The sequence below is a fragment of the Sphaerochaeta associata genome, from assembly GCF_022869165.1.
Classification (GTDB): domain Bacteria; phylum Spirochaetota; class Spirochaetia; order Sphaerochaetales; family Sphaerochaetaceae; genus Sphaerochaeta; species Sphaerochaeta associata.
Genome location: NZ_CP094929.1, coordinates 1183760 through 1203126, shown reverse-complemented (window position 1 = coordinate 1203126; position 19367 = coordinate 1183760). Strand labels below are relative to the sequence as shown.

Here is a 19367-nt window from a genome sequence, read left to right as displayed (position 1 = left end):
GACAATATCTTTTACTTTGTCAATAACATTGCCGTACATAACCGATTTTAGTATCATATAAGTATGATATACCTTTTTGCCTCTGACATCCATGGAAGTGCATACGCAATGCATAAGCTTTTGGAAGTCTATCACTCATCCAAAGCCTCCAAGCTTATACTGCTAGGGGACTTGCTCTATCATGGCCCTCGCAATGACCTTCCCAATGAGTATAACCCAAAAGAAACGAGTAGGCTACAAAATAGTTTGAAAGAATCGTTAATTTGTGTAAAAGGTAATTGTGAAGCCGAGGTGGACCAAATGGTCCTGGAATTCCCCGTACTTGCTGACAGCGCAATCATGTACCTTGAGCAGCTTGGAGGGAGAATGATCTACCTACACCATGGGCATAAGCCGCTTCCACCACTCTCTTCAGGGACTGTTGTCGTAAGCGGACACACCCATATTCCCGTAGCAGAAGAAAAGGATGGATTGGTCTTCATCAATCCAGGTTCTGTGGCCATACCAAAGGGCGGCTATCCTGCTTCCTATTGTATATTGGAAGACCGAACCTTCACAATCCTTGATTTCTCCGGCAAAGTTATCATGAGCCTCACCATCTGAGGCTGACAATCACATTGCCCTCACGCTCTTCTATGATTGCCGTCCCCTGATGCAGGCGCATCACCTGCTTGACGATTGGAAGTCCCAGACCGCTTCCTGCAGTCCCGCGGCTGCTGTCGCCCTTCGTCCAGGGCTCGAAGAAATCGATGCCCTCAGCCAAATGTCCCGTATTGGTGAAGGTCATGCAGTTCTCCCCGATCGCCCACCCCACCGACTCATCGCTTGCTTGCAAGGCATTTGACAAAAGAGCCTTGCAAGCATAGGAAAGGAGTTTCTGGTCGGCTATCAGCCGGGCATCATCGGCATCAATATAGATGCGGTCCTTCTGCTCGTCGGAGAACGCATCGAATACCTGTTGGATGAACGAAGCGACATCAAGCTCCGATTGTGTGGCTTTTGTGTCGGGACTTTGTAGATTTGCATACAGGGAAACCAAGGCAATACGATCGGAGAGCGTATCGTTCTCCCTCTTCAGGTTTCTAAGCATCTGTTCAGTAACAGGGAACACCCCGTCGGACATCCCATCAAGCAAGAGCTTCATGCTGGCAACCGGGGTATTGAGATCATGACTGATGCTTCTAAGCCATGCCTGCCTGCTCACCTTGTTGAGTAACAAGTTCTCATCCAACTGTTGAATGGAAGCATTGATCACCTTCTGCTCATCAATCTTGGTGGAAGGAAGCTCGACACCGTTCTCCCCGCTGGAGAGATGCTGAAGCGCTGCTTGGATACCGCTGGTATAGCGCTGGCTGCGTCTGGATACCGAGGCAGCCATCAAAAGAGCAATAATGAAGGCGAACGGCATCGCCCACAGGAAGGGGTAGAGCAAGCCCTTGAACAGCCTGCCCGTATTCTTATAGGTAAAGGGAGTGTACGTCAGCACGTCGACCATCCCCAGCACCTCATTGTTGTACATGATCACCAGACTGCCTGCAATATCGTTGGCCTTTACCTGAGGCGGAAGTAAAACCGTCTGCTTCTGCCGCTCACTCTGCTTGCTCACCATGAGCGAAGTCACCGAACCCGATTGCAAAATCTTTACCACATACACATCACTGTGCATCTCAGAAGAGGTGAAACCCTGATCACCTATCGCCTCCTCAGCCATTGGGAGATCGTGGTGCATCGTCGTCATCGGCCCCTCAGAGGGTCTCGGCCTTGGGATGGGAAGCGAATTACCGCTGCTGGTATTCCCATAGGCAACGGCTACCGTTCCATCGGGATTACGGATATACAAACCGCTGACGCGGTCATCGGCTGAAACAAGCAGCAACTGCTCGATGGCGAAGAACGAGGAAGGCGTGCTGGAGAGCCCGGCCTTCAGATTGGCAGTGAAGGTATCCAAATACTCCTGAAACACCGACTCGGTCCAGGAAGCACGTTGATTTTGCAGGCTTGCAAACACGACGATCCCCTGGATGCCCAACACAACGGCAAGCACCAACACAAAACTTAGGAATAGTCGTACAAATTGCTTTCTCATACCTCTGCTCTTTCTCTCTCATGACCGATGAAGCGGTAGCCATAGCCGCGCACCGTCTCGATCCAAGGCCCGTCGCCGAGCTTGGAGCGGATGTTCTTGATATGGGTGTCCACCACCCGCTCATACGATTCAACCGAATAATCAAAACACTCCTCCAGAATCTGGGAGCGCGAAACCAAGTGATGGGAATTCTGAATCAAATGGGAGAGAATCCTCCACTCCGCTGCAGTGAGAATGACCAGATTGTCATCCACCTCCAAGCGGTGATCCTGCTCATCGAAACGCATCCAGTGTTCCCCTACATAGAGCAGGCCGTCACTGGGTTCGTAGCTGCCGTTTCGGTACCTTCGCAGCACCGCCTGGACTCTCAGCACCAACTCCTTGGGCGAGAATGGCTTGGAAATGTAGTCATCGGCGCCAAGCTCAAAACCCAGGATGCGGTCGCTCTCCTCGGTGCGGGCTGTCATGAAGATCACCGGACAATCGGTTTTCTCCTTCAGCTGCTTCACAAACGCAAAGCCATCGCCGTCGGGCAGCATCACATCCTGAATCAACAAGGAAGGGACTTGGGCTGCAAACGCCTCACGGGCGCTCTTCAGATTGGCAAACCCACGAACGGCATAGCCGGAGAGCTCCAGGTACTGGCGCACCCCCTCACGTATCACCTCGTGATCCTCAACGATATAAATAAGCTCTTTGATCTCTTGTTTTTGGTCTGCCATAGCTTAATCCTGACCTTCACTTCCCGGCTTGCCGGAAGTACTCTTGCCGGCGAACCGGTATCCATACCCGCGCACCGTCTCGATCCACTGCGAACCAAGCGGCCCCATTTTCGCCCGCATGTTCTTCACATGGGTATCGACGATTCGATCGTACGACTCGAAGCTATAGTCGAAGCAGTGCTCCAGAATCTGGGACCGGGTGATGAGAATTCCACTGTTGCTCACCAAATAACTCATAATCCTCCACTCTGCAGCAGTAAGGGGAACCTGCCTTCCATCGACACTGAACATGTGCGACACCTCATCAAGCTGCAGAACCGAATTGCCAAGCGTCCAGGTCGAACCACTGCGGAACGCAGAGACGCTGACATCGATCCTTCGAAACAGGGCATGCACCCTGAGCACAAGCTCCTTCGAACTGAACGGCTTGCAGACATAGTCGTCCGAACCCAATTCGAAGCCCAGAATCCTGTCGCTCTCAGCCACCCGTCCCGTCACAAAAATCACCGGAAAGGAGTATGACTGCTTCAACTTCTTTAAAAAGTTAAAGCCATCGCCATCGGGCAACTGAACCTCCAACAACAACAAGTCGGGAGCCTGGCGTGAAATAGCCATCTGCACCCCGTGCAGGTCCTCGTACGCCTGCACCTCATAACCGGACAATTCAAGGTACTGCTTGATCCCTTCCCGATCCTCAAGATTGCCATCAACAACATAAATCACTTTCATAAATCACATCACCATACCTTCGTTCGCTTGACAAGCGTTTGTGGTCAGTCAACACATTACTACACAATATCTTCACAATGCCTAATCATAATACGCATAGTGTGAACCAACTGTCAAATTAAACTCCGACAATCCACATACTTCACCGGTCACTCATGAGAATGAAGAAATACTGGGTTCACGTTCATATTGAAAGCCCCCACCCCTCCGCGTTACACTGCATGCCATGAAACGTCCGCCTGTCACGCTGCTCACCGATATAGTCATACTCGGCCTTGCGATTGCCGCCATCCTATGGATCAGCGGCAATACCCTCAGTTCCGGCAGCGGCTATCTGCAGGTACAGACGCACGACGGCACCTACCGCTACGCACTTGCAACCGACAGGGAGATCCACGTACAAGGACCGCTTGGCGATACGCACATCATCATCGAGGACGGCAGAGCCCACATCCACGATTCAGCCTGTCCCACCAAAAGCTGCACCCAACAACGGCCCATCTTCAGTGCAAGAAGCTGGATCGCCTGCCTGCCCAACCAAATCCTGCTGACCATCGTCGGAGAGAGTGAAGGAGACATGGAGGTGGACGATGTCACGAACTGAACGGAAAATCGCCTTTGTCGCTGCAGTCACACTGCTGCTCTCCACCCTGGAGTACCTCATCCCCAAGCCCCTTCCTTTCCTCAGGCTCGGACTTGCAAACCTTCCGCTTCTCCTCATTCTTAACACCTTCAGCCTGAAGGCCTACAGCATCGTGCTGCTGCTCAAGGCCATCGGACAAGGAATGGTCTCAGGCACGCTGTTCTCCTACCTCTTCTTCATCTCCCTTGCAGGCACCGTATCCAGCGGCTTGGCCATGAAAGCACTGAAAACAGCGCTTGGAGGGAAGGTATCGCTGATCGGCTGCAGCATAGCCGGAGCTTTTGTCAGCAACCTCGCCCAGCTTCAGGTCGCCTCTCTGGTCGCATACGGCCCTTCCATCTGGATCGCAGCCCCGCTCATGCTCACCCTCGGCGTGGTTTCAAGCCTTGTCCTCGGACTTCTTGCAGAACTCTACCTGCAGAAAGGAACCCTGCCCAAAGCATTCGTTGAAGAGACACTTGAACTCTCCATTCCCCTTACCGAGGAAGCAAAACACTATCCCGCGGTTGCCTTTGCAAGCCTGCTCTGCATCATTGCCATCATCACAGCCGAAGGCTTGCTGGTCTTGGCATTGGTTACCGCCCTTATGTACTTCCTGCAGATCATAAGCGGCAGGAGGCTGCGCCTGCTGCCCCCTCTGATGCTCCTTCTTTCGCTGATTCTACTCAGCTTGTTCGAACCCAACGGAAAGGTACTCCTCTCCCTTGGTTCGGCAGCCTTCACAGAAGGCTCGCTCATCCTCGCCCTGGGCAAAGCCCTGCGCCTGATGAGCCTGCTTGCAGCCAGCCAGTGCCTGGTGGCCAGCAACCCCAAGCTCAAGGGAAAAGGCGGAGCAATCCTTTTACTCACTCTCTCCTACTTCGGTCTTCTCTCCACATCCTTCCGCTCGACCAAGGGAAGCTTGACCGAGCGCGTGGACCAGACGCTTTTACGGGTTGCACGTGCAGAGACAGCGCCAAACATACCGGGCAAGCAAAAGAGAGGAATCAACACAGGCCTCTTCATTGCAGGAGCCGTGCTTGTGTCGGTATTGTCATTAAGTAGCAAATTCTTCTTATAATATTACATAAATCACTTTTATTTTTACTTTTAGAATATTATTAAACAGCAATTTCCAATTACACTACTTTTAAATGCATTCATAAGCAATTGAGTGCATTTCTTTTTCTATTTTTCTTCCATGAATGTTTTAAATACTCTTGACCCTAATAGATATATTTTTATACATTTAAACCATCAAGACCATCTAAGGAGTGCACCATGGCAGAAACACAAGTCACAGAGCTCTTTGCAGGACAGGAGCAGCTGCAGGCCCTTATTGAACGGGTTAAACGAGCGCAAATCAAATTCTCAACCTATACCCAAGAGCAGGTTGACACCATATTCAGGGCAGCTGCCATAGCAGCAAACGACGAGCGCATCAAGCTCGCAGCCATGGCCGTCAGAGAGACCGGCATGGGCATTGTCGAGGACAAGGTCATCAAGAACCACTTTGCAGCCGAGTACATCTTCCATAAGTACAAGGACGAGAAAACCTGCGGGGTAATCGAGACCGATGCAGGCTTCGGCATCAAGAAAATCGCCGAGCCCAAGGGAGTCATCTGCGGCATCATACCCACCACCAACCCGACCAGCACCGCCATCTTCAAGAGTCTCATAAGCCTGAAGACCCGCAATGCCATCATCTTCAGCCCCCATCCCAGAGCCAAGGAGTGCACCTGCCTTGCAGCCCGCATCATCCTCGAGGCGGCTGTGAAGGCTGGAGCCCCCGAGGACATCATCGCCTGGATCGACGAACCTTCCATCCAGAAAACCGATTACTTGATGCGCAATCCCCTGGTAAACCTCATTCTTGCAACCGGAGGTCCTTCCATGGTGAAAAGCGCCTACTCTTCCGGCATTCCGGCCATCGGAGTCGGACCCGGCAACACCCCGGCCCTGGTGGACAAGAGCGCCGACATCAAGATGGCGGTAAGTTCCATTCTCATGTCCAAGACCTTCGACAACGGGGTTGTCTGCGCTTCCGAGCAGGCTGTGATCTGCCATAAGGACATCTATGATGCAATGAAGGAAGAGTTCCAAAACCGCGGGGCTTATTTTCTTTGCACCGAACAGGCCGACCTGCTTCGCAAGGTGATCATCGACCCCAAGCGCAAGACCGTAAATCCGGCCATAGTCGGCCAAAGTGCCGCAAAAGTCGCTGAACTTGCGGGGTTTTCGGTACCTGCATCCACAAAGGTCCTTATCGGAGAGGTCGAATCGATCGAGGAGGCCGAACCGTTCGCCCACGAAAAACTCAGCCCGGTATTGGCGATGTACACATGCGACAACTTCGGTGACGGAACCAACAAGGCGGCCAAGCTGGTCGCCCTGGGGGGCTTCGGCCATACCAGTGTCCTGTACATCGACGAGACAGAGACCGAAAAAGTGGAAACCTTCAGTAAGACCGTTAAGACCAGCAGAATCTTGGTGAACATGCCCGCCAGCCAAGGTGCAATCGGCGATATCTACAACTTCCGCCTTGAACCTTCCTTGACCTTGGGCTGCGGCAGCTGGGGCAACAACTCCATCAGCGAGAACGTAGGGCCCAAGCACCTGTTGAACATCAAGACCGAAGCTGCAAGGAGAGAAAACATGCTCTGGTTCAAACTGCCTCCCAAAATCTACTTCAAGTACGGCTCGCTGCCCATTGCACTGGGCGAACTGAAGGGCAAGAAGCGCGCTTTCATCATCACCGACTCCTTCCTCTTCTCCAGCGGGATGGTCGAGAAAATCACCGATACCTTGGACAGCCTGGGCATCGAGACCGAGACCTTCCACCAAGTCAAACCCGACCCGACCCTGGCAACGATCACCGAGGGGATGAAGCTCATCAACGCCTTCAAGCCCGATGTGCTCATCGGCCTGGGCGGAGGATCCCCGATGGATGCAGCAAAGATCATGTGGCTGCTCTATGAGCATCCGGAGGTGAAGTTCGAAGGCCTCGCCCTCAGGTTCATGGATATCCAGAAACGCATCTACGCCTTCCCCGACATGGGAAAGAAGGCAGAGCTTATCTGCATCCCCACCACCAGCGGAACCGGCAGCGAGGTCACTCCGTTTGCCATCATCACCGATGAAAAAACCGGTATGAAGTGGGCCATCGCCGACTATGCCCTCACCCCGAGCATGGCCATCGTCGACAGTGAACTGGCCATGGGCCAGCCCAAGGGCCTGACGGCAAGCTGCGGTCTGGATGTCCTGACCCATGCCCTGGAGGCCCTTGCCTCCAGCATGTCGACCGACTACACCAACGGACTGAGCCTTGAGGCTGCACGCATGATCTTCAAGTACCTGCCGCAGGCCTATCGCAACGGTGATGACAAGAAGGCCAGGGAGAAGGTGCACAACGCCTCGACCATCGCAGGCATGGCATTCTCCAACGCCTTTCTGGGAGTCTGCCACTCCATGGCCCACAAGCTGGGAGCACAGTTCCATGTACCACATGGCATGGCCAACGCCCTGCTCTTGTGCAACGTCATCCGCTACAACGCCACCGACAACCCGACCAAGCAGGCGGCCTTCCCGCAGTACGAGTACCCCTCGGCGGTGAGCAGGTACGCCAGGGCGGCCGATTACATCGCCATGGCTGTCAACGACCAGCAGAACACGCCGTATATCCAAACCAACCTAAGCGACACGCAGGCGATGAGGGTAGAGGCCCTGGTAGCAGGCATCGAGAAGCTGAAGAAGGAGCTGGACATCCCCTCCTCCATCAAGGAGTGGGGCGTCAAGGAAGAGGATTTCCTTGCAGTGGTCGACGAACTTGCCGTCAAGGCATTCGACGACCAATGCACAGGTACCAATCCCCGCTACCCCCTGATCAGCGAGATCAAGCAACTGTACCTCGACTCCTTCTATGGAAGGGCGTATACAGAAGCGTAAACCAATGGACGAGGGACTTCGAATACTCGAGGTCCCTCGTGCTCTTGCAAGCGTATGCTGTCCATGTTCTACAATCTTAGCTTAGAGTAATACTACCTAGCTTTAGCTCAAAGTACTTGTGTGTATTGGCTATAGTTCCATAGTCCTGAGATTATGGATGTATGGGATTCCATAATTCCAAAATCTCGAGATTATGGAATTAAGAAACTTTATAATTCCAAAATGTACGGATTATGGAATTATGGAGCGCCAATATGGCTCTCCTACGCCTGGAAGATATCAAGATATCCCTTACATACAAATACACGATTCCTTGCGTTTCCAGTCTTCTCCTCAATGAGATTTTCCTGAATGAGCTGATTCAAAGCTCGGTTTACAGTCTGGGTACTCAACTCAAGCGTACTGGCAAGCTGAATCGCTGTCTGTACAGGTTTCTCGAAAAAAACATCAAGAACCCGCATGAGATTATCGGTCTTTCCAGATAGTTGTCTTGCAATCCTGGAAGTCTCTCCTACGAAAGCAACAGCATTGCTGAATTTCTTCCGAGCTTCCTCAGCTGTTGAGACGGAAGCTTCCAAAAAGAAAAGCAACCAACCAAGTAAATCATTATGTGTGCGAACACGATTGAGTGCATCATAGTACTCGGTACGATGCAAATCAAAATATTCAGATATATAGAAGCATGGTTTTTTAAGCAGGCCTTCATGTAAAAGCATCAACGGAATAAGAATTCTCCCAGTACGGCCATTACCATCCAAAAAGGGATGAATGCTTTCAAATTGATAATGAACCAATGCCGCTTTGACCAACATTGGCACATCAATTGAGTCATTATGGATGAATTGCTCCAAATCAGACATCAATTGAGGTATATGTATATGTGCAGGAGGTACATATGACGCCTTGGACGGCATGGATCCCCCAATCCAATTCTGGCTCAATCTAAACTCGCCCGGCGTCTTGAATTCACCACGAACACCATTCATAAGACATCGATGAATTTCACGGATCAATCGTGAACTAACGGGAAACCCATCTTTTGTTATTCGTTCCACCCCATACTGCAAAGCAGCAATATAATTCTGTACTTCCTGTACATCATCGCGTTTTTCAGGATCTACTTCCATGAGAGGAAGCATATCTTCTTCAATCGTTGTTTTAGTCCCTTCGATTTTGCTGGATTTGTTTGCTTCTACATGAATATGCATGCGAATGTAGATATCAATATTCGGTATCAATTCAGCATATGCATTGAGACTCCCCAGTTCCATATTGGCTTTTTCCAATAATGTGTTGATTCTGGTATTTCGCCACTCCCATGAGCTATTTATTGGACTCGGAATGAAGGATTTAAACCCAGTCTGTGTTTCGTACGCACCAGCTCTATAGTCTTCTATAAACATGAACCCCTCCCTCCGATCAGCATAGAATTAATACAAAAAGTATCACAACTCTCATGGTATGTATCGTACATCTGAAAAGGTGCAAGAAACAACACAATTATCAATTGTGTACTCAAGCTGTTACTGCTAAATACCAACATCGGCCGGCTGTACAAGCTTTGGAGCTTGTACTACTATGCTTGCATGTTTGAATGCAAACTCATCTGTACCGATATCGATGGTACCCTGCTGGACAGCCGGCATCAGATCACCGAGCGCACCAAGGAGACTTTGAGGAGAGCCCGACGCAAAGGCATCATCGTCGCCCTGGTCAGTGGACGCATCGCCTCAAGCCTTGCCATCCTGCAGCAAGAAATCGGCATCCAAGGGCCGTTGGGTTGTTTCAACGGCTCATTGGCCCTCGATGAGGACGGCAATGAACTGGAAGCACACCCGATTCGACTTGAGCAGGCCCTCGAAGTATTGGAAGCTGTCCGTCATACCGAGCTGGAGGCCTTTGTCTTCACCAATGAAAGCTGGTACACCAAAGCGAGAAGCCCTTGGTACGATATAGAAGTCGAGGCTTCCCGGACTGAAGGGCGAATTGTTCCTTTCAGCGAACTATCTTGTGCATTTCATCCGGGGGAGAGGCCTTTCAAGGTACTGTGCATGCACCACGACCCTGCCTATGTAGCAAGCGTCCAGCCTGGGTTGCAGCAGGCCTTTGGTTCTTCACTGAACATCCTCAACTCGTCGCCGAAGTATATCGAGATTCTGGCAAGGGGAGTCGACAAGGGCCATGCCGTTCGGTCGTTGTGCAACGCGTACTCCATCGATGCGAGTACGGTCATGGCCGTCGGTGATTTCTACAACGACATCGGAATGTTCCGTGCAAGCGGCTACTCGGTGGCGATGGGCAATGCACCCCAGGCAGTGAAAGATCATGCCATCGCAGTGACAAGAAGCAATAATGAGGATGGGCTGGCGCTTGCCATAGAGGCAGTCCTATGAAATCGAGCCTGAGTATCTATCGCGGTCTCCCCCAGCCCATCTACGTACTCTTTTTCTCCACCGTCATCAATGCAGTGGGCATTTTCGTCTATCCATTTTTGGCGCTTTATCTCACCCGACGTCTTGGTTACACCGCCCTTCAGGCCGGCACCTACATGACCTTTGCATCCATACTGTACGTCCCCGGCTCCATGATCGGCAGCAAGCTCGCCGATACCATCGGACGGAAACCAGTATTGGTAATCTTCCAACTGATGATGGATCTCTGCTTCGTGCTGGCCGGCTTTTTTGAAGGAAAACCGATAATCCCCTACCTGGTCCTGCTGGCCCTCTTCTTTGACGGCATGGTCGACCCGGCACGGGAAGCGATGAAAACCGACCTCACCACCATGGAAAACCGCCAAGTCTCGTTCAGTCTGATTTATCTCGGCCACAACGTCGGCTTTGCCATCGGTCCGGTCATCGCCGGCTACCTTTTCTACACCTACCCAAGCTGGATATTCTTCGGCAATGCCATCGCAGGAGCCTTCGCCACTCTCTTGGTGATGATTAAAATCAAGGAGAGCAAGCCATCCAAGGAGACCATCGAGGAGAGCAAACGGTGGAAGACCACGGAGAAGGGCGAGGAAGGGGGCATACTCAAGGCTTTGTTCACCCGCCCCCGGCTGCTGTTCTTCGCACTCTCGGTCACCTTCTTCAGCTACGCCTACAGCCAAACCCTCTTCGCCCTCCCCCTGTTGACCACCAAGCTGTTCGGCCAGGATGGAGCGGCATTGTATGGGAGAATGATGGCCCTCAACGGAATTGTGGTGGTCCTGGGCAATCCAATCATCGTCTCCAAGCTCAGGCGTTTCCACCCTCTCGCAAATATTACAGCAAGCGGGCTCTTGTATGCCGTAGGCTTCTCTCTTTTCGCGTTTGCCGTCAGCCCGATTGCATTCCTTGCCCTGACGGTCATCTTTACCACCGGGGAGATCATCAACGCCACCAACGAGCACTTCTACGTTGCAAACAACACCCCGATCAGTCACAGGTCGCGTTTCTCTGCGATTCTCCCCATCATTATGGGAACAGGGCATGCGGTGGCCCCGATCATCGGAGGCTCGATCATCGAGGCGCACTCGATGAACCTGCTGTGGATTTCCACAGGACTCGGCGCCTTGATAGGTTCACTGGGAATTTTCATCCTCTACCTGACAGAAAAAAAACCCCGAAACTGAACGCTTCGGGGGTATTGCCTACAGCTTGGCCAGCAAGGCCTCAACAGCATCCCTGGGAAAAGCGTCATCTCCTTCATGCTTCTGTACAAGCTCTTTGAGCAACTGTCGTACTGCATTGCTTTGGGGTAGGATGTACCCTGCTTCCCGATAGCAATCCTCTGCCAGAATTCTATTGCTCATGGCGACAGTCTTGCAGAGTTGACGGAAGACAGGGTCTTCACTCTCTTGGGCCAACTGATCGGCAAGGGCCATCTGGTCCGCCTTGCTCTTGGCGAGATCCAGCAGGGCTGTCTTCACAGGCTCCGTCTTAGGCTGGGGTTGAGGATAGGTGCCGGGAACCAGATAGAGGGCATGGCTGGGGCAGGCATCCACACACAGGCGGCATCCGTCAATACACTTGGAGAAGTCGATTTGGCCGTTCTCTGTATCGGTAGCACCGGTGGGGCAGATGAACAGACAGACACAATCCTTGGTACAGAGTGCTATATTTCTTGCAGCATGCATCAGACGGCCTCCTTCTGAACAGCGTGGATTTTAAAGCTCGGGACCTTGCAGATGGGGCAAATCTCGGGAGGTTGTTCACCAACATAGACAAAACCGCAGATTTCACACACCCAGACCTTGGTATTCTCCAGAAGGCCGGCTTGCTGTTTCTCATAGCGGACCAACAAGCTCTTCAGCAGCTTGGTGACCTTTTCACCCCAAACCAAAGCCCTGAGGGCTCCACGATCCTTTACAGCTGAAGCTTGTTCGTTCGCCTCGGCGTAGGCTCGACCCAAATCATCATTGATTAGCTGCAACAGCATTCGATATTCAGCCTTGGGCAAGGCCTCCCGCCTCTGATCGTAAAAGGACGCAAGCTCGCCGAACAAGGCAGCCTCTTCACTCCTCATCTGCTTGGAACAAGCTTTCTGCAGGTTGGAGCATAAGGCACCCAACTCTTGGGCCGAAAGTTCTCTCATGGCATCTTCCATTAGTGACCTCCTTCATTCAGTACTGCACCCAGTATAGCATTGGATGACGGGAATGTGGAAATTTCATACCCGAATTCACTGATTGCATGCTTTAAGCGATACTTGGCTAACTGATTGCTCAATCGAGATCTAATCATGGAGCATCTGTTGCATGGCCCTTTCCTTGAGTAAACATCCTTTACCAACAGCGACTAAATTGACAAATATCAGACATTCACTTTTTTTTGGTTTCAGACTATGTGCATGGAACAGTTACCGATTGGACAAGCCATAAAGGCCCTAAGACTTGCACAAAACATGACCCAGGAAGAGCTCATAGAAAAAGCCGACCTCTCGCGAAGCCAGCTCTATTACATTGAATCGGGAAAAAGGACTCCAAGGCTGCCGACGATGCAGAGCATCTGTGCAGCCCTCTCGGTCTCACTACTCGATTTCATGCACTATCTGTATCAATATTCATCCACTTCCTGTACGCCGAGCATATCCTCGATGGAGGCCCCGGGGGCAACCATCGGATAGACCTTGTCATCCACAGGGATCTCACAGTCGATGACCACAGCCTCTCCCAGTTCCAAAGCGGCCTGGAGAATCGGCTTGGGGTCGTCCTCCCTCCGAATACGCATGCCCTTGACGCCGAAGGCCGAGGCAAGGGTCACCCAATCGATGTCGGTATCCAAGGTGGTTTCACTGTAGTGCTTGTCGAAGAACAGCGTCTGCCACTGTCTGACCATACCCAGAGTGTGGTTGTTCATCAAGAGGATGATCACCGGCAGACGGTAGCGAGCGATGGTCGCAAGCTCATTGCAATTCATTCTGAACGACCCATCCCCCGCTACATTGACCACCCGGCTTTCAGGATTACCCACCTGCGCCCCTATTGAAGCCCCTGTCCCATACCCCATCGTGCCGAGGCCTCCACTGGTAAGGAAGTGACCGGGTTGCACATGCTTGAGAAATTGGGCGGCCCACATCTGATGTTGACCGACTTCGGTGACCACGAAGAAGTTGGGAGGCAGAACCGATTGCAGTGCTTTCAGAATCTCCTTGCTGCGTGCACTCTCGCTGTCCACACGGATGGGATACCGCTTCTTGAATTCAGCTACCTGATCCATCCATTCCTTGTGGACCATCGGCTTTGCAATACGCTTGTTCAGCTCCTCCAGCACAACCTTCAAGTCGCCGACCACATGACAGTAGGTCTTGATGTTCTTGTCGATTTCCGCCGGGTCGACATCGATGTGGATGATCTTTGCATTCTTCGCGAAGGCACTGGCCTTGCTGACCACACGGTCGCTGAAGCGTGCCCCGATTACCACCAAGAGGTCGCAGGCGGAGACACACATATTCGAGACTTTCGTCCCGTGCATACCCACCAGACCCGTGAAGCGTGGGCTGTAGGAGTTCACCGCTCCACACCCCATCAACGAAGTACAGGCAGGGCTGTCTATGTTCTCCAAGAATTGTGTCAAATCGTCACTGGCTTTCGCCCTGATGACTCCACCACCGACATAGCACATCGGCCTTTGTGCATGCTGGATCAAATCGAGGGCTGTTTCCATGCTCTTCTCACTGAGTCGTTCAGTTCTGGGAGCAAGTTTCCGGGGAACCTCGGGGACAAAGTCAGCGGTATGAACCGTAATATCCTTGGGGACATCGATCAAGACCGGACCAGGGCGACCCTCCTGGGCGATCTGGAAGGCCCTGCGTATCGTCTTTGCCAGGTCTGCAACATCCTTGACGATGAAGTTGTGCTTGGTGATCGGCATGGTGATGCCGGTGATATCAACTTCCTGGAAGCTGTCCTTGCCCAACAGCTGGGTGGTCACGTTTCCGGTAATCGCCACCATAGGGACGCTGTCCATGTAGGCGGTTGCAATGCCGGTCACCAAATTGGTTGCTCCCGGCCCGCTGGTTGCAATGCACACACCGACCTTTCCGGTACTGCGGGCATACCCATCGGCTGCATGGCTGGCACCTTGCTCATGACTCGTCAAAATATGGCGTATACGCCTCTGGTTCTGGAAGAGGGCATCGTAGAGGGGAAGCACGGCTCCGCCGGGAAAACCAAACACGGTATCCACTCCCTGTTCAACCAAACACTCGATGATGATCTGGGCTCCTGTCATCTGCATGGTAGGTACTCCTTATGTTCTGAAAATCGCTCCGGTTGACGCACTGCTGACCTGCTTGGCATACCGGGCCAAGTATCCGGTCTGGATTTCACTCTCCTTGCAGACCCAATGCTTTCTGCGCTCGGCGAGCACTTGTTCATCAACCAACACATCCAACGTTCCCTTGTGAATGTCTATCCTGATCCTGTCTCCTTCCTCAACCAATCCTATCGGACCGCCTTCAGCGGCTTCCGGGCTTACATGGCCTATGGAAGCTCCGCGGGTGGCTCCGCTGAACCGGCCATCGGTGAGCAGGGCTACATCCTTGTCCAAGCCCATGCCGGCGATTGCACTGGTCGGGCTGAGCATCTCACGCATGCCGGGCCCTCCCTTGGGACCTTCATAGCGGATGACGATGACATCGCCGGCCTTGATCCTCCCGCTGAAAATCGCCTCGATCGAGGCCTCTTCACTTTCGAAGACCCTGGCGGGACCTTCATGCACCAGCATTTTCCCATCCACGGCGCTGCGCTTGACCACGGCCCCGTCGGGTGCCAGGTTTCCTCTCAGAACGGCAATGCCTCCCATGGGGGAGAACGGCTGCTCGATTGGACGAATCACCTCGTGGTCATACACGTGTGCCTGTTCATACAACTCACCGATGCTCTTGCCGCTGACGGTGGGAAGCGAAGGATCTAGCAGACCGGCCTTGCCAAGCTCATGCATTACGGCAAGCACACCTCCGGCTGCATAGAGATCCTCGATGTGATGTTCGCCTGCAGGGGCGAGATGGCAGAGATTCGGAACCTTGGCGCTGATGTCATTGGCCATGAAGATATCCAGGTCCACACCCGCCTCATGGGCGATGGCTGGCAGGTGAAGCATCGTGTTGGTGCTGCACCCGAGGGCCATATCTACCGCCAGGGCATTGGCAAACGCCTTTTCTGTCATAATATCAAGCGGACGAACATTGTTCTTCAGCAGTTCCATGACTTGATACCCCGCCTCCTTGGCCAACCGGTCACGGGCGCTGTATACAGCGGGGACCGTCCCATTGCCGGGAAGCCCCATTCCGATGGCCTCGGTCAGGCAGTTCATGCTGTTTGCGGTAAACATACCGCTGCAAGAACCACAGGTGGGGCATGCATTGTCCTCATAGGCGAGCAGCTGTTCATCACTGAGCAGGCCTGCTGCATGGGTGCCTACCTTCTCGAACATCACCGAAAGACTGGTGCCGCAGCTGCTATCGCCGGGAATTTTTCCGGCGAGCATAGGACCGCCGGAGATAAAGATCGAGGGAATGTTGATCCGGGCTGCAGCCATCAGCATACCGGGTACGATCTTGTCACAGTTGGGAACGAACACCAAAGCATCGAACGGATGGGCGGTTGCCATGATCTCGATGGAGTCGGCGATGACCTCGCGGCTTGCAAGCGAGTACTTCATGCCTGTATGCCCCATCGCTATGCCGTCACAGACACCGATGACAGGGAACGAGACGGGGTTCCCCCCTGCCTGACGCACCCCTGCCTTGACCGCCTCCACAATCCTGTTGAGATGAATGTGGCCGGGAATGATGTCATTCGCCCCGTTTACGATGCCGATGATCGGCATATGGATTTCCCTGTCGGTCCATCCCAAGGCCTTCATCAACGACCGGTGGGGGCTTCTTTGGGCTCCCTCGGTCATCTGTGCTGAACGCTGCTTTGTATTGTCCATCCTCTTCCTCCCCCGTTTACAGGGACTGGGCGATCAACGAACCCATATCGTTCGTACCAATTTTCTTCATACCCGGTGTATGGATGTCGGCGGTACGATAGCCGTTATCCAGCACCTTTGAGACAGCACTCTCGATGCAATCAGCCTCGGCTTGCAGGCCGAAACTGTACCGAAGCATCATCGCCACCGACAAAATGGTGGCAATGGGGTTGGCAAGGTCCTTTCCTGCGATATCGGGTGCACTGCCGTGAATCGGCTCATACATGCCATAGCTGTCCTCTCTCAAGGAGGCCGAGGGAAGCATACCGATCGAGCCGGTGATCTGGCTCGCCTCATCGCTGAGAATGTCACCGAACATGTTCTCGGTCACGATCACATCGAACTGCCTGGGATTGCGCACAAGCTGCATTGCAGCGTTGTCCACATAGAGGTGGCTCACCTCGACATCGGGATAGTCACCCTGGACCCGCTTCACAACCTCGCGCCACAGCTGGCTGGTATTGAGGATGTTTGCCTTGTCCACACTGCAAAGGCGCTTGGAACGCTTCTGTGCTATCTCGAAAGCCTTGCGCACGATGCGTTCGATTTCACCGACCGTATAGGCCATGGTGTCGAAGGCGGCGTCATCGGTTCGGCCGCGTTCACCGAAGTAGATGCCTCCGGTAAGTTCGCGCACCACCATCAAATCCAGTCCCTCGCCGATGATCTCAGCTTTCAGAGGGCATGCATCACTCAGTTGCTTGTACAGGATTGCAGGACGCAGGTTGCAGAACAACCCCAAGCCGCCGCGCAGCCCCAGCAGCGCCTTCTCCGGTCTGAGGTTGCTTGCAAGAGTGTCCCACTTCGGCCCGCCTACGGCACCAAGCAGTACGCTGTCACTGTTTCTGCACCCATCCAACGTCTCCTCGGGCAGAGGAATGCCCACTGCATCGAGTGCGGCTCCACCTGCAAGATAGGAGGACGTGGTGAAGGTATGGCCGAATTTGGCTCCTACGGCAAAGAGGACCTTCAAGGCCTCCCGGACGATATCCGGCCCGATTCCGTCACCGCTTACCACCGCTATATGCTTTTTCATGCCCGCTTCCCCCTGTTGGCGATGTAACCGGCCAGACCGCCGTTTGCAATGAGGTCCTGCATGAACGGAGGGAAAGGCTCACTATGGAACACCGAACCGGTGGTCACATTGGTAATCGTTCCTGTAGAAAAATCCACCGAAACCACATCGCCGGCCTTGATGGCGTCGCACGCTTCGGGACACTCCAGGATGGGAAGACCGATGTTGATCGCGTTGCGGTAGAAAATTCGGGCGAAGGTGCGGGCGATGACGCAGCTGATGCCGCTCTCCTTGATGGCGATCGGGGCGTGCTCGCGGCTGGAGCCGCACCCGAAGTTCCTGTCGGCCACCATGATGTCGCCCTTCTTCACCTGCTTGATGAAGTTCTGGTCGAGATCCTCCATGCAGTGCTGGGCAAGTTCCTTGTGATTCGAAGTATTGAGATATCTGGCGGGGATGATGACATCGGTGTCGACATTGTCCCCGTATCTGAAAACAGTTCCTTGTACCTGCATCTTATGCCTCCATAACCTTGTTCGGGTCGGCGATGTACCCGGCGATCGCGCTGGCGGCGGCCACCGCAGGGCTTGCCAGATAGACTTCACTCTTCACGTGTCCCATTCTTCCCACGAAGTTGCGGTTGGTGGTGCTCACCGCCCGCTCACCCGCTGCCAGAATGCCCATATGTCCACCAAGGCAGGGTCCGCAGGTGGGAGTGGAAACGGCACAGCCGCTGTCCACGAAAATGTCGAAGAGCCCTTCATGCATAGCCTGCTTCCAGATTTTCTGGGTGGCGGGGAAAATGAGGGCGCGCACATGCTTGGCAATCTTCTTTCCTTTCAGAATCTCGGCGGCCTGCCTGAGGTCGCTGATATGCCCGTTGGTGCATGAGCCGATGACCACCTGGTCGATCCTCACCTCGCCCACCTCGTCGATGGTTCTGGTGTTCGAAGGAAGGTGGGGAAAGCTGACCGTACTCTTGATGGTGGAAAGGTCGATGTCATAGACCGCCTCATAGGGTGCGTCGGCATCGGCTTCGTAGATCACCGGATCTTTGGGGCAGTGCTCCTTCAAATAAGCAAGGGTGACCTCGTCCACCGGGAAAATCCCATTCTTTGCACCGGCTTCGATGGCCATGTTGGCAACAGTGAAGCGGTCGTCGATGGTCAAGTTGGCAACACCTTCGCCTGTAAACTCCATGCTCTGATACAGAGCCCCGTCCACACCAATCATGCCGATGATGTGCAGGATCAAGTCCTTACCCGATACGTAAGGGGAGAACTTGCCGCTCAGATTGAACTTCAGGGCGGAGGGAACCTTGAACCAAGCCTGGCCGGTCGCCATGCCGCATGCCATATCCGTCGAGCCGACACCGGTGGAGAAAGCTCCAAGGGCTCCATAGGTACAAGTGTGGCTGTCAGCTCCGATGACGAGGTCTCCGGCTCCAACCAAGCCTTTCTCAGGGAGCAGGGCATGCTCGATGCCCATCTGCCCGACGTCGAAGTAGTTGGTGATCTCATGGTCGTTGGCAAAAGTGCGCAGGCATTTGCACTGCTCGGCTGCCTTGATGTCCTTGTTCGGGGAGAAATGGTCTGGAACCAAAGCCACCTTATCCTTGTCGAATACGGTCTGCTTGCCGAACTTCGGGAACTCATTGATGGCCACCGGAGCCGTAATATCGTTGCCAAGCACCATGTCCAGGTTCGCCATGATCAACTGGCCTGCACGTACAGACTCCAGATTGGCATGGTGGGCCAGGATCTTCTGCGTCATTGTCATACCCATAGGGGAA

Annotated in this window: 18 protein-coding genes; 7 read left to right on the top strand and 11 right to left on the bottom strand. The window is 53.3% G+C overall.

Translation table 11 applies throughout. The features are described from left to right. The first annotated feature begins 63 nt into the window (after nt 1–63). Nucleotides 64–603, top strand: a complete 540-nt coding sequence (yfcE, locus tag MUG09_RS05520) for a phosphodiesterase (protein WP_280529386.1) — start codon at nt 64–66, stop codon at nt 601–603. Here the strand turns inward: yfcE and MUG09_RS05515 are convergent. The 3 genes from MUG09_RS05515 to MUG09_RS05505 are packed head-to-tail and all read right to left on the bottom strand — an operon-like array spanning nt 593 to nt 3537. Continuing rightward, on the bottom strand, nt 593–2086 hold the full coding sequence (locus MUG09_RS05515) for a sensor histidine kinase (RefSeq protein WP_244774285.1): 1494 nt from the start codon (nt 2084–2086) through the stop codon (nt 593–595). The genes yfcE and MUG09_RS05515 overlap by 11 nt on opposite strands. Then, nucleotides 2083–2808, bottom strand: a complete 726-nt coding sequence (locus MUG09_RS05510) for a response regulator transcription factor (RefSeq protein WP_244774283.1) — start codon at nt 2806–2808, stop codon at nt 2083–2085. The genes MUG09_RS05515 and MUG09_RS05510 overlap by 4 nt, the downstream gene beginning before the upstream one ends. A gap of 3 nt (nt 2809–2811) precedes the next feature. Beyond that, nucleotides 2812–3537, bottom strand: a complete 726-nt coding sequence (locus MUG09_RS05505; RefSeq protein ID WP_244774281.1) for a response regulator transcription factor — start codon at nt 3535–3537, stop codon at nt 2812–2814. Between the two features lie 226 nt (nt 3538–3763). On the opposite strand from MUG09_RS05505, the gene MUG09_RS05500 reads away from it, so the two are divergent. The 3 genes from MUG09_RS05500 to adhE all read left to right on the top strand — a co-directional run bounded on the left by MUG09_RS05500 (nt 3764) and on the right by adhE (nt 8104). After that, a complete protein-coding gene (locus MUG09_RS05500) occupies nt 3764–4141 on the top strand; it encodes a NusG domain II-containing protein (protein ID WP_244774278.1) in 378 nt (125 codons plus the stop codon). Further along, nucleotides 4128–5240, top strand: coding sequence for a Gx transporter family protein (locus MUG09_RS05495; protein ID WP_244774276.1), 1113 nt, complete (start codon nt 4128–4130; stop codon nt 5238–5240). The genes MUG09_RS05500 and MUG09_RS05495 overlap by 14 nt, the downstream gene beginning before the upstream one ends. A 200-nt stretch (nt 5241–5440) precedes the next feature. Next, nucleotides 5441–8104 carry a bifunctional acetaldehyde-CoA/alcohol dehydrogenase gene (gene adhE, locus MUG09_RS05490; protein ID WP_244774274.1) on the top strand — a complete coding sequence of 888 codons (2664 nt, stop codon included), beginning with the start codon at nt 5441–5443 and terminating at the stop codon, nt 8102–8104. A gap of 263 nt (nt 8105–8367) precedes the next feature. Here adhE and MUG09_RS05485 read toward each other — a convergent pair whose 3' ends face one another. Further along, a complete protein-coding gene (locus tag MUG09_RS05485) occupies nt 8368–9507 on the bottom strand; it encodes a Fic family protein (protein WP_244774271.1) in 1140 nt (379 codons plus the stop codon). A 183-nt stretch (nt 9508–9690) separates the two neighbouring features. On the opposite strand from MUG09_RS05485, the gene MUG09_RS05480 reads away from it, so the two are divergent. Together MUG09_RS05480 and MUG09_RS05475 are read left to right on the top strand one after the other, a co-directional pair. After that, entirely contained in the window at nt 9691–10497 is an 807-nt protein-coding gene (locus tag MUG09_RS05480) for a Cof-type HAD-IIB family hydrolase (protein ID WP_244774269.1), read from the top strand. Continuing rightward, nucleotides 10494–11717: an MFS transporter gene (locus MUG09_RS05475; protein ID WP_244774267.1), complete on the top strand. Its 1224-nt coding sequence runs from the start codon at nt 10494–10496 to the stop codon at nt 11715–11717. Before MUG09_RS05480 ends, MUG09_RS05475 begins: the two co-directional genes overlap by 4 nt. Nucleotides 11718–11735: 18 nt before the next feature. Here MUG09_RS05475 and MUG09_RS05470 read toward each other — a convergent pair whose 3' ends face one another. Continuing rightward, on the bottom strand, nt 11736–12221 hold the full coding sequence (locus MUG09_RS05470) for a 4Fe-4S dicluster domain-containing protein (protein ID WP_244774264.1): 486 nt from the start codon (nt 12219–12221) through the stop codon (nt 11736–11738). Next, nucleotides 12221–12691, bottom strand: a complete 471-nt coding sequence (locus MUG09_RS05465; RefSeq protein ID WP_244774262.1) for a rubredoxin-like domain-containing protein — start codon at nt 12689–12691, stop codon at nt 12221–12223. The genes MUG09_RS05470 and MUG09_RS05465 overlap by 1 nt, the downstream gene beginning before the upstream one ends. Before the next feature lie 243 nt (nt 12692–12934). Between MUG09_RS05465 and MUG09_RS05460 the strand changes: the two genes are divergently transcribed. Beyond that, nucleotides 12935–13210: a helix-turn-helix domain-containing protein gene (locus tag MUG09_RS05460; protein WP_244774260.1), complete on the top strand. Its 276-nt coding sequence runs from the start codon at nt 12935–12937 to the stop codon at nt 13208–13210. On the opposite strand, the gene ilvB is transcribed toward MUG09_RS05460, so the two are convergent. Genes ilvB through leuC form a run of 5 tightly spaced genes read right to left on the bottom strand, consistent with a single transcriptional unit; the run spans nt 13141 to nt 19360 of the window. Beyond that, on the bottom strand, nt 13141–14823 hold the full coding sequence (gene ilvB / locus MUG09_RS05455) for a biosynthetic-type acetolactate synthase large subunit (RefSeq protein ID WP_244774258.1): 1683 nt from the start codon (nt 14821–14823) through the stop codon (nt 13141–13143). The genes MUG09_RS05460 and ilvB overlap by 70 nt on opposite strands. A gap of 12 nt (nt 14824–14835) precedes the next feature. Continuing rightward, on the bottom strand, nt 14836–16521 hold the full coding sequence (gene ilvD, locus MUG09_RS05450) for a dihydroxy-acid dehydratase (protein WP_244774254.1): 1686 nt from the start codon (nt 16519–16521) through the stop codon (nt 14836–14838). A 16-nt stretch (nt 16522–16537) separates the two neighbouring features. Continuing rightward, nucleotides 16538–17596 carry a 3-isopropylmalate dehydrogenase gene (gene leuB, locus MUG09_RS05445; RefSeq protein ID WP_244774252.1) on the bottom strand — a complete coding sequence of 353 codons (1059 nt, stop codon included), beginning with the start codon at nt 17594–17596 and terminating at the stop codon, nt 16538–16540. Further along, nucleotides 17593–18090, bottom strand: coding sequence for a 3-isopropylmalate dehydratase small subunit (gene leuD, locus MUG09_RS05440; protein ID WP_244774249.1), 498 nt, complete (start codon nt 18088–18090; stop codon nt 17593–17595). The genes leuB and leuD overlap by 4 nt, the downstream gene beginning before the upstream one ends. Before the next feature lies 1 nt (nt 18091). Next, nucleotides 18092–19360, bottom strand: a complete 1269-nt coding sequence (gene leuC, locus MUG09_RS05435) for a 3-isopropylmalate dehydratase large subunit (protein ID WP_244774247.1) — start codon at nt 19358–19360, stop codon at nt 18092–18094. Nucleotides 19361–19367: the final 7 nt, after the last annotated feature.

Bases quoted from the DNA above. Each gene is read 5' to 3' on its own strand.
- MUG09_RS05475 (WP_244774267.1), top strand. From the start codon at position 10,494: ATGAAATCGAGCCTGAGTATCTATCGCGGTCTCCCCCAGCCCATCTAC.
- leuC (WP_244774247.1), bottom strand. From the start codon at position 19,360: ATGGGTATGACAATGACGCAGAAGATCCTGGCCCACCATGCCAATCTG.
- leuD (WP_244774249.1), bottom strand. From the start codon at position 18,090: ATGCAGGTACAAGGAACTGTTTTCAGATACGGGGACAATGTCGACACC.
- MUG09_RS05500 (WP_244774278.1), top strand. From the start codon at position 3,764: ATGAAACGTCCGCCTGTCACGCTGCTCACCGATATAGTCATACTCGGC.
- MUG09_RS05505 (WP_244774281.1), bottom strand. From the start codon at position 3,537: ATGAAAGTGATTTATGTTGTTGATGGCAATCTTGAGGATCGGGAAGGG.
- MUG09_RS05515 (WP_244774285.1), bottom strand. From the start codon at position 2,086: ATGAGAAAGCAATTTGTACGACTATTCCTAAGTTTTGTGTTGGTGCTT.
- MUG09_RS05485 (WP_244774271.1), bottom strand. From the start codon at position 9,507: ATGTTTATAGAAGACTATAGAGCTGGTGCGTACGAAACACAGACTGGG.
- yfcE (WP_280529386.1), top strand. From the start codon at position 64: ATGATATACCTTTTTGCCTCTGACATCCATGGAAGTGCATACGCAATG.
- MUG09_RS05460 (WP_244774260.1), top strand. From the start codon at position 12,935: ATGGAACAGTTACCGATTGGACAAGCCATAAAGGCCCTAAGACTTGCA.
- ilvB (WP_244774258.1), bottom strand. From the start codon at position 14,823: ATGCAGATGACAGGAGCCCAGATCATCATCGAGTGTTTGGTTGAACAG.
- MUG09_RS05495 (WP_244774276.1), top strand. From the start codon at position 4,128: ATGTCACGAACTGAACGGAAAATCGCCTTTGTCGCTGCAGTCACACTG.
- adhE (WP_244774274.1), top strand. From the start codon at position 5,441: ATGGCAGAAACACAAGTCACAGAGCTCTTTGCAGGACAGGAGCAGCTG.
- MUG09_RS05470 (WP_244774264.1), bottom strand. From the start codon at position 12,221: ATGCATGCTGCAAGAAATATAGCACTCTGTACCAAGGATTGTGTCTGT.
- ilvD (WP_244774254.1), bottom strand. From the start codon at position 16,521: ATGGACAATACAAAGCAGCGTTCAGCACAGATGACCGAGGGAGCCCAA.
- MUG09_RS05480 (WP_244774269.1), top strand. From the start codon at position 9,691: ATGTTTGAATGCAAACTCATCTGTACCGATATCGATGGTACCCTGCTG.
- MUG09_RS05465 (WP_244774262.1), bottom strand. From the start codon at position 12,691: ATGGAAGATGCCATGAGAGAACTTTCGGCCCAAGAGTTGGGTGCCTTA.
- MUG09_RS05510 (WP_244774283.1), bottom strand. From the start codon at position 2,808: ATGGCAGACCAAAAACAAGAGATCAAAGAGCTTATTTATATCGTTGAG.
- leuB (WP_244774252.1), bottom strand. From the start codon at position 17,596: ATGAAAAAGCATATAGCGGTGGTAAGCGGTGACGGAATCGGGCCGGAT.